Consider the following 12268-nt stretch of genomic DNA (forward strand, 5'->3'; position numbering starts at 1 on the left):
CTACCCTTGCACCCCGTGAGGTCGGTAGCTCTGGTCACCCTCGGGTGCGTCCGCAACGAGGTCGACTCCGAGGAGCTGGCAGGTCGCCTGTCGGCCGCGGGCTGGCGCCTCGAGGACGACCCGGCCGCCGCCGACGTCGCCGTCGTCAACACGTGCGGCTTCGTCGAGCAGGCGAAGAAGGACTCGGTCGACGTCCTCCTCGATGTCGCCGAGCTCCGGGACGACGCCGACTCGCGCACGCAGGCCGTCGTCGCGGTGGGCTGCATGTCCGAGCGGTACGGCAAGGACCTGGCCGAGGAGCTGCCCGAGGTCGACGCGGTGCTCGGCTTCGACTCCTACGCCGATCTCTCTACCCACCTGGCCTCCATCCTCCAGGGCGAGCGCCCGGAGTCCCACGTCCCGCGCGACCGGCGCACGCTGCTCCCTGTCAGCCCCGCGAAGCGCCAGGCCGCTGCGCGCGCCGGCGCCGTCGCCCTGCCCGGGCTGGGGGAGCTGAGCGACGCCAGCCTCACCAAGGTCCCCGACTCCGGCCCGCCCGTGGTCCGTGCCCGCCTCGGAAGTGCCCCGTGGGCGCCGCTGAAGCTGGCGTCCGGCTGTGACCGGCGCTGCTCGTTCTGCGCGATCCCGGCCTTCCGTGGCTCCTTCGTCTCCCGGACCCCGGCCGACGTCCTCACCGAGGCGCGCTGGCTGGCCGAGAACGGCGTCAAGGAGGTGTTCCTCGTCTCCGAGAACTCCACCTCCTACGGCAAGGACCTCGGTGACCTGCGCGCCCTGGAGAAGCTGCTCCCGGAGCTGGCCGCTGTCGACGGGCTCGAGCGGGTGCGTGTGAGCTACCTGCAGCCCGCCGAGGTGCGCCCGGGGCTGCTCGAGGCGATCGCCGGCACGCCCGGCGTCGTCCCCTACTTCGACCTGTCCTTCCAGCACTCCGCGCCGGCGCTGCTGCGGCGGATGCGCCGGTTCGGCAGCACGGACGAGTTCCTCGCGTTGCTCGACCGCGTGCGCGCCCTGGCCCCCGAGGCGGGCGTGCGCTCCAACGTCATCATGGGCTTTCCGGGGGAGACCGAGGACGACGTCGCCGAGCTCGAGCGGTTCCTCGAGGCGGCACGTCTCGACGTCGTCGGGGTGTTCGGCTACTCCGACGAGGACGGCACCGAGGCCGCGTCGCTTCCCGACAAGGTGGACGAGGACGTCGTCGCCGAGCGCGTCGACCGGATCTCCCGCCTCGTCGAGGCCCTCGTCGACGAGCGGGCGGCGCAGCGCGTCGGCACCCGCGACGTCGTCCTGGTGGAGGAACACGACGACGAAGCTGCGACAGGGCGGACCGGCTTCCAGGGCCCTGACGTCGACGGCACCACGCGCCTCGACCTCGCCGCCGACGCCGAGCTTCCCGCCGTGGGCGCCCTGGTGCCGGTGGAGATCACCGGCAGCGAGGGCGTCGACCTGATCGCGCGCCCGCTGTGAGCCAGAAGGTCAGTCCCTGGAACATCGCCAACTACCTGACGGTCCTGCGCATCGCCCTGGTGCCGCTGGTGGTCTGGCTGCTGATGGCCCGCGACGGCGACGACGCCGCCTTCCGGATCGGCGCTTTCGCGGCGTTCGCCGCGGCGAGCATCACCGACAAGATCGACGGTGACATCGCCCGCGCGCGCGGACTGGTCACCGACTTCGGCAAGATCGCCGACCCCATCGCCGACAAGCTGCTGCTGGGTGCGGTCTTCATTTGCCTGTCGCTGCTCGGCGAGGTGTGGTGGTGGGTGACGGTGGTCATCCTCGTGCGCGAAGTGGGCATCACGCTGCTGCGCTTCGTCGTGATCCGGTACGGCGTCATCGCGGCGTCGCCGGGCGGCAAGCTCAAGACGGCGCTGCAGATCGCCGCGGCGGGGCTGCTGCTCCTGCCGTGGGCAGCCTGGCTGTCCGGGACCCCACTGGACGTCGTCAACGGGGTGCTGCTGGTGCTCGTGCTCGCCGCGGCGGCCGTGACGCTCGTCACGGGCGTCGACTACCTCGTCCGCGCTTACCGCCTCGTCCAGAACGGTCGCCGTGGAGCTCCCTGAGCGGGTCATCACCCTCCTCCGCGACGCCGGCCTGACGGTGGCCACCGCGGAGTCGCTCACCGCGGGACTCGTGAGCGCGCGCCTCGCGGACGTGCCCGGCGCCTCCGACGTGCTGCGCGGGGGAGTGGTCTCCTACGCCACCGACGTGAAGACCTCCCTGCTGTCCGTCAGCGAGGAGCTCCTGAACCGGACCGGGCCCGTCCACCGCGCCGTCGCCGAGGCCATGGCCGTGGGCGTGTGCCGCCGCCTGCACTCCGACGTGGGCGTTGCCACCACGGGCGTCGCCGGACCGGGACCCCATGACGGTCATCCGGCGGGCACCGTCGTCGTCGCTGTCGCCACGGCGGACGGCGTCGCGGCCGAGGTGCTCCGGCTGCCGGGTGATCGCGCCGCCGTCCGTGAGGGTGCCGTCCGGGGAGCGCTGGAGCTGCTCGCCCGCGTCCTCGAGCCTGGCGCTCTCCAGCCCCGGGCGGAACGAGACGGCTCCTCGTAGCGTTGGATGCAGTGATGGCCAGCACCTCGGTCCGCCGCCCCCCCACCCGACGTCCCTCCAACCCCCGTCCGTCCAACTCGCGGTCCGCCACGCGGCCCGCGCCGCGCACTGCGCCCGTCGTCCCGTCACCGTCGGCCCCGACGGGGTACCGTGGTCTCTCGGCGTCACCGCCGACGACGGACGGGAGGCGCCAGGTGCCACTGCTGCGACGCGAGATCGGCGACGTGCTCCGCTCCGCCCGCCAGCAGCAGGGCAGGACTCTGCGCGAGGTCTCCGGGGCCGCCCGGGTGTCTCTTGGCTACCTCTCCGAGGTCGAGCGCGGACAGAAGGAAGCCTCCAGCGAGCTGCTGTCGTCCATCTGTGAGGCGCTCGCCGTGCCGATGTCCACCGTGCTGCGGGCCGTGAGCGACAGGGTCGCCGCCGCCGAGGGCGTGCCGGTTCCCGCGGCTTCCGCTCCCGTCGCGGCACCTGCCGCCGTGGGAGACCTGGGCATCCCGCCGGTCGTCATCACCCGTGACGGGCTGGTCAGCGCCGCCTGAGCGCTCAGCGTTCGGTTCCTTTGCTTTCGGCGGCCTCGCACACGCGCAGCAGCCTCTCCCTCAGGGGGGCCGCGATCGCGGCGAGTTCCCGCTGGGCCGCGGCGTACGCCACCTTGCCCTCGCGGGTCTCCACCCGGATCGGGGCCAGGCCCGTGCCGTCAGGACCCGAGACGTCGTAGGGCGAGGCGCGCATGTCGATCTCCCTCGCCGCCCGCGCGGCCTCGAAGCAGTCGAGCAGCAGCGCTCCGGGGCATGCCGGACCCAGGGCGATGGCGTGGCGCAGCACGTCCATGCTGACGTGGATGCATCCCGGCTGGTCGAACTCGGCCTGGGTGTCGCGGGTCAGGACGGCGGCGTTGCGGGGAAGGGCGTCGGGGGTGAAGAACCGGTAGGCGTCGATGTGGCTGCACCGCAGCGGGTGGGTCTCCACCACCTCGTCGGTGCCGGCCCGGCCCAGGCGTAGCGGCAGTCCGTGGCGGCGTTCGCCGTCCTCGGAGCGGTAGACCATGGCCCACTCGTGCATCCCGAAGCAGCCCAGGTGCGGAGCCCGGTCCCGCACGGAGCTCAGCAACCGGTGGCTCGTTCTCACCGCACGACCGCGGTCCGCGGCAAAGGCGACGACGTCGAGGGTGACGCGCCCGCCGTCGTCCTCCCGGTACCAGCGCCACTCGCGGTGCGGAGCGTCTGCCGCGTCGACCAGCACCGCGCCCGCGCCGGGGTGCCAGCGGCGGAGCTGGCCGGGGCGCAGGGCGTAGTAGTCGTAGAGGAAATCGTCAACAGGGTCGACGGCTCCGACGCTGCGGCGGGCGCGGCGGCCGGCGGTGAGGGCGTCGGCGCGGGCCTCGTGCTCCGCGGCGCGCTCCCGCCAGTCGCTGACCTCGTGCACGAGTCCAGGATCGCTGACGTGCGCGTCGTGGACCTCAGCCACCCCGTCCGCTCCGGCATGCCCGTGTTCCCGGGAGATCCCGCCGTCACCACCGAGCCCGCCCTCGACGTCGCCGCGGACGGCTGTGCCGTGACGGCGCTGCACCTCGGGTCGCACAGCGGCACCCACGTCGACGCGCCGTCGCACGTGATCCCCGGGGGCGCCACCCTCGACCAGCTGGACCTCGCCCTGTTCACCGGGCCAGCGCTCGTCGTGGACGCCCGGGGTCACGCCCCCGGTGCCCCGATCGGATGGAGCGCGTTCGAGCACCGCAGCACGGACCTGGCGCCCGGCGTCGTCGTCCTCGTCCACACCGGGTGGGACGAGCGGTGGGGCACCGCCAGCTACGAGCAGCACCCGCACCTCACGGCCGGCGTGGCCGAGCGTCTGCTCGCTGCCGGGGTACGGACCGTCGGCGTCGACACCCTGAGTCCAGATCCCCTCCACACCTTGGCGTTCCACCGGGTCTGGCTGGGCGCCGGCGGTGTCATCGCGGAGAACCTGCGGGGCCTCGGTCAGCTCGCGGCCCTCGATCACCCGCACGTTCACCTGTTTCCCCTGCCCATCGACCACGGGGACGGCGCACCTGTGCGCGCCGTCGCTATCGGCTGAGCAGCGCCTTCTCCGACGCTGCGAGGTGCTCGCGCACGGCTGCCGGGCCGCGCTCGCGGACGTCGCGCAGGTAGGCGCGGTGCTGTTCCGCGAGGCCTGCGGGGGTGCGGTGCAGCTGCAGGTGGGCGGTGAACAGGCGAACCTCGGCGCCGAGCGCCGCGGCCGCCTCGGTCAACCGAGCCGACCCGGCCGCCGCGACCAGCGCCTCGTGGAGTGCCGCGTGCTCGCGCAGCACGGCCAGCGGCTCGTCCTCGGCGCCCGCCTCCGCTCGAGCGAGGGCGTCGGCGCGCTCGTCGAGCGCGGCCACCACCGCGGCGGGCCACGCCGCGCCCCAGCGCTCGCCGAGCAGGCGGACGGCTTCGCTCTCGACGGCGCGGCGCAGGTCCTGCAGGGAGCGCACGTCGTCGTCGTCCAGCTGTGCGACGCGCACGCCCGCGAAGGGGGCGGCGCTGGCGAGCCGCTCCGCCACCAACCCCGCCAGGGCGGTGCGGACGGTGTGCCTGCTCACGCCGTGCTCGCCGGCCAGCGCCTCCTCGCGCAGCGGCGTGCCCGGGGGCAGCTCGCCGGAGAGCACCCTGTCGCGCAGGAGGGCGGCGAGTGCGTCGGCGCGGCGCGAGGTCACGCGGGGATTCTGTCGGCGACCCGGCCACGCCGCCCAGCGGGCACGGCGAGCACCGCCAGGCCCAGCGCCAGCAGCAGGAGCGCGACGGCCTGCAGGGCGCCGAGATGCTCACCGAGCAGGAGCAGCCCCAGCAGCGTGGCGGTGAGCGGCTCGGCGAGCGTCAGCGTCGCGACGGTCGGGGCGGTGAGCTCGCGCAGGCCGAGGGAGAAGAGCACGTACGCGAGCGCCGTCGTCACCACCCCGAGCCACAGCACCGCCGCGAGGCCGCCCCCACCGGACGGCACGCCCGCCGCGACGACCAGCGGAACGCTCAGCAGCGCGGCCACCCCGAACACCGCGCCCACGGACGCGGTCGAGGTCCATCCCGCGTCCAGCAGGCGCTTGGTGACCAGGGCGAACACCGAGTAGCTGGCGCCCGCGCCGAGCGAAGCCGCCAGGCCCAGCGGATCCGCCCCACCGGCGTCGCCGGAGCTGGCCGCCAGCACCCCCAGGCCGACGACGGCGACGGCGGTGGCGAGCGCCCACCGCCGGCTGGGCCGGACCCCGTCCAGCAGCCAGGCCAGCAGGCCGGTGATGAGCGGGGCGGATCCGAGGGCGACGACCGCGCCCACCGCGACGCCGTTCGTGCGTGTGCCGGCGAAGAACAGCGGCTGGTAGGCGACGACGCCGAGCGCGCCGATCGCGACCACACCGAGGAGCCGGGCCGGGGGAGCCGCAACCCGTGCCCCCCGCATCATCGGCACACCGGCGACGAGCGCGAGCAGCGTGCCCCCGACGGCGATCCGGGCGGCGCCGACGGCCAGTGGTGAGGCTCCGGGGGCGCCGAGCGCCACGGCCGTGCCCGTCGTGCCGAAGCAGACGGCAGACAGGAGGACGAGGACGACAGAGCGCATCCCAAGATTGTTACACAATCAGGCCCCACCGGGCGTGATCATGGGCGCCCGCCACCTGTGGGGGTGGCGGACGCCCATGATCACGGTGGGGTCTCTGTCAGGGGGTGCTGGCGGCGGCGCGCTCCCGCTCCGCGGTCAGGTCCACCTCGGTGCGCGGGGCGGGAACAACGGGATCACCGTTCTCGTCGACCTCCGGCGCCGGGGTGGGCTGCTCGCCACGGGCCCGCTGCAGCCACCAGAACCCGGCGCACACCGCGCCGAAGAGCAGGTACCCCAGCGCGACCTGTGGCGCTGCGGCCCAGCCCACCTGGGCGGCGTGGATCAGCCCGATGAAGCTCAGCGCCGCGCCGACGCCGCAGGCCACCGCGGCTGCGGCGAAGCGCCGGTCGATGATGAACACGGTGATCGCCCCCAGCACCATGCCCGCGAGCACCGCGCCGTGGCCGAGGGTGAGAAGCCCCTCGTACACGACGCCCGCACTCGCCAACGCGGCGTTGCCGACCTCGGCCGCACTCGTCCCGGCTGCCGCGAGCGCGTTGTCGATGAGCCCGGACGCCCACGCGGCAGCGTTCGGAACGATGGCGATGACGACCGCCGCCGCGTGCACGCGGGGCGTGGCGCGGAACGCCTGGGCGCCGATGAGCAGGCCGATGAACAGCAGGATCGGCACGATGGCGGGCAGCGGTAGCAGGGCTGACAGGAGTCCGAACAGCCCCAGGAAGCACAGCAGTCCGATGACCAGGCCACTGGCCATGGAGTACCCGACCCGGCCGCCGGCAGCCTTCCAGCCGGGGTGGCCGATGTAGACGGCCGGCGGGAACGGCGAGCCGAGCGCTGCGCCGACGACGGCGCCCGCCCCGTCCGCCAGCAAGACGCTGCGCAGGTCGTAGTCGTCACCGGCGGCCGCGGCGGACTCGACGTTGCTCATGGCCTCGGTGAAGTTGTAGACGCCCAGCGGGATGGCGGTGGCGAGCAGCGGGGCGAGGTCGGACAGGCCGGCGAGCAGCAGGTCGACCCGCTGGTGCGGCACGGCCAGCGCGATGTCGCGGGCGGCCGCGGAGACGTCGGGTACCGACATGTACCCGCCGATCCACCCGATGGCGGTTCCCAGCAGCAGCGCGGCCAGCCCGACGGGCACGCCGCCCGGCAGCCGCACCCCGGCGACGAACCCGATGAGGATGACGGCGAGCACGGGCAGCCCGATCCACGCGGCCTCCCAGATCTGCGCCGCCGGCCGCATGGCGATGAACGTCAGGGAGATGCCGGCCAGCGTGCCGAGCATGGCCGCACGCGGGGTGATCTTCCGGATCCACGGCCCGACGAACGCCCCGATGAGCACGATGATCCCGATGACGAACGCCCAGGCCAGACCCGCCTCCCAGGCGCGGACCGGGTCCTTCGTGGCCAGCGCGATCGGCAGCATGATGACGAAGACGACGATGAACATGTGCGGCACGCTCGGGCCGTACGGCAGGGCCGTGACGTCGGAGCGGCCCTCCCGCTTGGCCAGCCGCAGCGCGAGCCAGGTGTAGAAGACGTTGCCGAGCACCATCGCGACGCCGATCGCGGGCAGCACCGTGCCGAGCACGTCACCGGCGGCGAGGCCGACGACGCCGATCATGAGCCCCGTCAGCGTGAGCACGTTGACGAGGATGTTGAACGCCAGCCCGAAGAAGGCGTTGGTGTCGCCGCGGGTCCAGAGCGGGACGCGGGACGCGGTGGATGTGGTGGACATGATCGGGCTCCAGTCTCAGGAGACGGGGACGGGGTTGAGAGCGGCGAGGACGGCGGACGACGGCGCGACCCAGCCGAAGATCCCGCCCTGCGCGGAGACCATCTGCAGGCCGACGCGCTGGAACTCGGGGAAGTACGACCCGACGCAGTCGGAGACGACGAGGCACTCGTAGCCGCGGTCGTTGGCCTCGCGGACGGTGGTGTGCACGCACACCTCGGTGGTGACGCCGGTGACGATCAGCGAGGTGATGCCGGCCCCGACCAGCACCTCCTGCAGGTCGGTGGCGTAGAAGGCGCCTTTGCCGGGCTTGTCGAGCACCACCTCGCCGGGCAGCGGGGCCAGCTCGTCGACGATGTCGTGGCCGTACTCGCCGCGCACGAGGATGCGGCCGTAGGCGCCGGGGTCGCCGATGCGCAGGCTGGGGGCTCCGCGGCGCAGCTTGGCGGGCGGGCAGTCCGACAGGTCGGGTTCGTGCCCTTCCCGCGTGTGGATGACGAGCATCCCCGCCTCGCGGGCCCCGGCCAGCAGGCCCGCGAGGGGTGGCACGACGCGGGCCAGCTGCCCGACGTCGTTGCCGAGTGACTCCCCGAACCCGCCGGGCAGGAGGAAGTCGCGCTGCATGTCGATCACGAGGAGCGCAGTGCTCCCCACATCGAAGGTGAACGGGCCAGGCTCAGCCGGGACAGCGGTCATCGGTGGGGCTCCAGTTCTTCTCAGGCGGTCAGGGCGAGCTGGGCGAGGTGGGCGCGCCACCCGCCCGCGGCGGTGATGTCGGTGGCAGAGGCCGGGTCGGCGTTCCTGGCGCACACGAGGCCGGGCACGATGCGCCCGTCGGCGAGCTCGACCGTCCCCAGTTCGAGCACCTCTGGGACGCCGGCGAGGAAGCCCGCCAGCTGGTCGTTCGGCAGCGACCACACCTCGACCTCGACGCCGCCACTCGCGGCGGACGGCGTGCCGGTGGTGCGGAGCAGGGCGGGCACGCTGCGGCCGGCGTCGTCGTCGTCGAACCTCAGCAACCGGTAGCTCGCGGCGGTCCGGGTGGCGGTGACGAGGCGGGCGCCCCGCTCGGTGAGCTCGTGGTGGCGGGGCCCGCCGGCCAGGTGGTGCCCGGCGACCAGCACGTCGGTGCGCTCGGCGGGCAGCTGCGGGCCGAAGATCTCCGCGAGCCGCTCCGCTACGTGAAGCACGGCCTCGTCGGCGAGCGCCGGGCCGAGCACCATGAGGCCCACGGGCCGGCCGTCGGCCGTGGGCGGTGCGGGCACGACGGCGCCGCACAGGTCGAGCAGGTTGCCCGACTGCGTGTACGTGCCGAGCGTGGTGTTGGTCGCCACCGGGTCGGCCAGCACCTGCTCGACGGTGAAGGTGGTGGGGATGGTGGGCAGGACGACGACGTCGACCTGCTCCCACGTCCGTGCCGCCTCGGCCTTGAGCTCGGCGAGCCGGTACTGGGCGGAGAAGGCGTCGACGGCGCTGAAGCGGGCGCCGCTCGCAATGATGCCGGCGACCACGTCGAGCACGCCCCCGCGGTGCTCGCTGAGAAAGTCGCCGAACTCCAGGGTGCGCTCGGCCACCCACGGGCCGGCGTAGAGCAGCTCGCCGGCGCGCAGGAACGGCCCCGGGTCGACGGCGACCACGTCGCCGACGGCGTCCAGGGCTGAGGTTGCCGCCGTGTGGGCGGCGCGCAGGCCGTCGTCGCCCGCGCCGGCGTGCCCGAAGGGGAGACCGGCGGGGTAGGGCAGCCCGATCCGCACCCGCGGTGGGCGGGCGGTGGAACGCCGGCGGCTCCACGGGTCACGCCGGTCCGGTGCCACGGCCACGACGTCCATGACCCGGCGGACGTCATCGACGGTGTTCGCGATGAGGGTCACGCAGTCGAGCGAGCGGCACGCGGGCACGAGCCCGACGGTGCTGATGAGGCCGCGCGACGGCTTGTAGCCGAGGACGGCGTTGAGCGCGGCGGGCACCCGGCCGGAGCCGGCGGTATCGGTGGCCACGGCGAACGCGACGACACCACCTGCCACGGCCAGGGCCGAGCCGGAGCTGGAGCCGCCGCTGATGAGGTCTCCGCCGAAGGTGCTGCGGGGGACCGTGTACGGGGTGCGGGTGCCGTTGAGGCCGGTGGCGAACTGGTCGAGGTTCGTCTTGCCGAGGCAGACGGCGCCCGCGGCTTCGAGGCGGAGCACCACCTCGGCACTGGTGGTCGGCACGCCTCGCGTCTCGCTGTACTCGGGGCAGGCGAGCGTGGTGGGCAGGCCAGCGACGTCGAGGGAGTCCTTGACGCCGAAGGGGATGCCGTACAGGGGCAGGTGGCGGGCGGTCGGGTCGGCCTCGAGTGCTGCCGTACGGGCGAGGAGCACGTCGCGGCGCTGGACGGTGATCCAGGTGCCGTCGTCGCCGCGGTCGGCGATGCGGTCGAGGGCCTGCTCCACGAGGGCGGTCGGAGTGGTGCGCCCGGCGCGGAGGTCGGCCAGGAGTTGGGCGGTGGTCAGCACGCCGTCGATTGTCGACAGAATGGCTGGGTAGTCGGTGACGGCCGTGGAACGGTCGTGTTACGTCTGGGTGCGCGGCACCCTTGGCGTCACAGCGGCAGGTACGTGAGGGCTCCGTGATCACGGAGAGCGGCGAGGACGCGCTCCGGGTCGTCGGACTCCAACGCCTCCAGCAGCGCGTGGTGGCGGGCAAGGCCTCGCTCCGGCGAGGCGGCCTGCGCCTCCCGGCGCAGGTTCACGGCCATCGGTAGCTGCAGCTTCAGCAGCACGGGCGCCAGCACGAGCTCGAGCTGCCGGTTGCCGGCGAGGCCGACGACGGCGGCATGGAACGCCCGATGCGCGTCGTCCTTGGCGAGCGCGTCTCCGGCGTGCTCCGCGTGCTCCATGGCTGACAGGTGCTGCCTCACCTGCGCGAGCGGATCGGCGTCGGATTCGCGGCCCCGCAGCGGCAGCGCCGAGAGGATGGCGTACTGCTCGAGGGCGTGGCGCACCTCGAAGAGCTGGCGGATGTCCTCGGGAGACCACACCGCCACCCGTGCGCCGCGCCGCGGCAGGTGCTCGACGAGGCCCTGCTCCGCGAGCAGGCGCAGCGCCTCCCTTACTGGCGCGCGACTGGTGCGGAACCGCGCGGTGACCTGCTCCTCGACGATGCGCTCGCCGGGAGCGAGCCGACCCGAGAGGATCTCCTCGCGCAGACGCGCGGTGGCGAGCTCCACCAGGCTCGGCGGAGAAAGGCCGTCGGGCGCTGCGGTCACGCGGAGATCGTAGGACGGCGTCTCGCGAGGCGTCGCGCGACGAGCCACACGGTGAGCACCAGGGTGACCAGCGCCACGAGCACCAACGCCGGCGCGAGCAGAGCGGACAGAGTGAGCGCCAGGCTGGCGCCGTCCTCGAGGGTGGAGGCCACCGGAGCCCCGGTGCCGATGGTGGTCGCATTGACCGCCGCTCTGGCAGCCGACTTGCCCACCGTCACGACGAGCGCGAGCGCGGCACCCAGGACGACGGTCCACCACTCACCGTCACCGTTCGTGCTGGCGGTGCCGGCCCCGACCGCGATCCCGCCTGCGGCAGGCCGGACGACGGCGCCCAGGACGTCGTTGAGGTGGTCGACGCCGGGCACCTTGTCGGCCACGACCTCGACGAGGAGGAGCACGGCGAGGACGGCGAGGCAGACCGGGTCGGACAACCACGACCACGCCTGCGGCAGCGGCACGAGGTCGGTGAACCGTGCGAGCAGGCCGAGTACGAGCAGCGGCAGGTAGGCGTTCAGCCCAGCTGCCGACGCGAGCCCCAGCCCGACGAGCACCTCCACCAGTCCATCATCCGCGCCGACGTCGCGCCGGGCACCCGTGCCCTGCTGCGCGAGCTCCGATCCGAGTTGTCTTCAGGGCATCGCCACCGGCTCCCGCCGGGGGCCGGAGCACACCAGGAGCCCGCCGTGAAGACCACCTCCCGCACCCGTGTCCGTGCCCGCCTCGCTCGCGTGGGCGCCATCGCCTCCCTCGTCGCCCTGCCGTTGGGGGTCGGTACCGTCGCGTTCGCCGGTGCGGCAGACGCCGCCACGTCGAAGCGGGTCCTCACCAACGACGGCAGGGCCGTCGATGCCCTGGGCGGTATGCACTCCAGAGGCCTCGACGAGCAGGGCGGGCTCACCAGGCCGTGGGCCGAGGTGAAGTGGTGGGCCGCTGGTGAGCGGTTCACCGAGACCAAGCACAACGGCTGCAACCCGTACACGTTCAGCTACGGCGGCGTGGACTCCGACCCCCGGTGCCCGAGCGGTCAGGTCAAGGCCGACTGGAACGCCGACTTCGTGTTGCGCGTCGCTTCTGATGTCGATGTTGGCGTCACCGCCGATGTCGACCATCGACGCCAGAAGGGCCCCACCGCGACTGCGGTGGGGCCCTTG

General features: G+C 73.7%; 14 protein-coding genes. 6 read left to right on the plus strand and 8 right to left on the minus strand.

The window, feature by feature from the left end:
* Window positions 1-6: 6 nt before the first annotated feature.
* From rimO to BXY45_RS17135, 4 genes are all read left to right on the plus strand, one after another.
* Window positions 7-1461 (plus strand): 30S ribosomal protein S12 methylthiotransferase RimO, encoded by a 1455-nt coding sequence (rimO, locus tag BXY45_RS17120; RefSeq protein ID WP_109775732.1) that lies wholly within the window; start codon window positions 7-9, stop codon window positions 1459-1461.
* A complete protein-coding gene (gene pgsA / locus BXY45_RS17125) occupies window positions 1458-2054 on the plus strand; it encodes a CDP-diacylglycerol--glycerol-3-phosphate 3-phosphatidyltransferase (protein WP_109775733.1) in 597 nt (198 codons plus the stop codon). Before rimO ends, pgsA begins: the two co-directional genes overlap by 4 nt.
* Window positions 2041-2547 carry a CinA family protein gene (locus tag BXY45_RS17130; RefSeq protein ID WP_109775734.1) on the plus strand — a complete coding sequence of 169 codons (507 nt, stop codon included), beginning with the start codon at window positions 2041-2043 and terminating at the stop codon, window positions 2545-2547. Before pgsA ends, BXY45_RS17130 begins: the two co-directional genes overlap by 14 nt.
* A 194-nt stretch (window positions 2548-2741) precedes the next feature.
* Window positions 2742-3086, plus strand: a complete 345-nt coding sequence (locus BXY45_RS17135; protein WP_109775735.1) for a helix-turn-helix domain-containing protein — start codon at window positions 2742-2744, stop codon at window positions 3084-3086.
* A gap of 4 nt (window positions 3087-3090) precedes the next feature.
* Here BXY45_RS17135 and BXY45_RS17140 read toward each other — a convergent pair whose 3' ends face one another.
* On the minus strand, window positions 3091-3972 hold the full coding sequence (locus BXY45_RS17140) for a 3-methyladenine DNA glycosylase (RefSeq protein ID WP_109775736.1): 882 nt from the start codon (window positions 3970-3972) through the stop codon (window positions 3091-3093).
* Between the two features lie 18 nt (window positions 3973-3990).
* On the opposite strand from BXY45_RS17140, the gene BXY45_RS17145 reads away from it, so the two are divergent.
* Complete coding sequence (locus BXY45_RS17145; RefSeq protein WP_109775757.1) at window positions 3991-4623, plus strand: cyclase family protein; 633 nt, start codon at window positions 3991-3993, stop codon at window positions 4621-4623.
* Here the strand turns inward: BXY45_RS17145 and BXY45_RS17150 are convergent.
* The 7 genes from BXY45_RS17150 to BXY45_RS17180 form a co-directional block, all read right to left on the minus strand.
* Window positions 4613-5245 carry a GntR family transcriptional regulator gene (locus tag BXY45_RS17150; protein WP_109775737.1) on the minus strand — a complete coding sequence of 211 codons (633 nt, stop codon included), beginning with the start codon at window positions 5243-5245 and terminating at the stop codon, window positions 4613-4615. The genes BXY45_RS17145 and BXY45_RS17150 overlap by 11 nt on opposite strands.
* Window positions 5242-6138: a DMT family transporter gene (locus BXY45_RS17155; protein ID WP_109775738.1), complete on the minus strand. Its 897-nt coding sequence runs from the start codon at window positions 6136-6138 to the stop codon at window positions 5242-5244. The genes BXY45_RS17150 and BXY45_RS17155 overlap by 4 nt, the downstream gene beginning before the upstream one ends.
* 97 nt (window positions 6139-6235) lie before the next feature.
* Window positions 6236-7873: a regulator gene (locus BXY45_RS17160; protein ID WP_109775739.1), complete on the minus strand. Its 1638-nt coding sequence runs from the start codon at window positions 7871-7873 to the stop codon at window positions 6236-6238.
* A 15-nt stretch (window positions 7874-7888) separates the two neighbouring features.
* Window positions 7889-8566, minus strand: a complete 678-nt coding sequence (locus BXY45_RS17165) for a cysteine hydrolase family protein (RefSeq protein ID WP_109775740.1) — start codon at window positions 8564-8566, stop codon at window positions 7889-7891.
* Between the two features lie 20 nt (window positions 8567-8586).
* Window positions 8587-10365, minus strand: a complete 1779-nt coding sequence (gene atzF, locus BXY45_RS17170; RefSeq protein ID WP_211319688.1) for an allophanate hydrolase — start codon at window positions 10363-10365, stop codon at window positions 8587-8589.
* A gap of 86 nt (window positions 10366-10451) precedes the next feature.
* Window positions 10452-11117: a GntR family transcriptional regulator gene (locus BXY45_RS17175; RefSeq protein WP_109775742.1), complete on the minus strand. Its 666-nt coding sequence runs from the start codon at window positions 11115-11117 to the stop codon at window positions 10452-10454.
* On the minus strand, window positions 11114-11677 hold the full coding sequence (locus tag BXY45_RS17180; protein ID WP_109775743.1) for a DUF4126 domain-containing protein: 564 nt from the start codon (window positions 11675-11677) through the stop codon (window positions 11114-11116). The genes BXY45_RS17175 and BXY45_RS17180 overlap by 4 nt, the downstream gene beginning before the upstream one ends.
* Before the next feature lie 123 nt (window positions 11678-11800).
* On the opposite strand from BXY45_RS17180, the gene BXY45_RS17185 reads away from it, so the two are divergent.
* Window positions 11801-12268, plus strand: a 468-nt coding sequence (locus BXY45_RS17185; RefSeq protein WP_146211248.1) for a hypothetical protein, incomplete at its 3' end; no start/stop codon positions are given.

Source organism: Quadrisphaera granulorum (genome assembly GCF_003149145.1).
Taxonomy (GTDB): domain Bacteria; phylum Actinomycetota; class Actinomycetes; order Actinomycetales; family Quadrisphaeraceae; genus Quadrisphaera; species Quadrisphaera granulorum.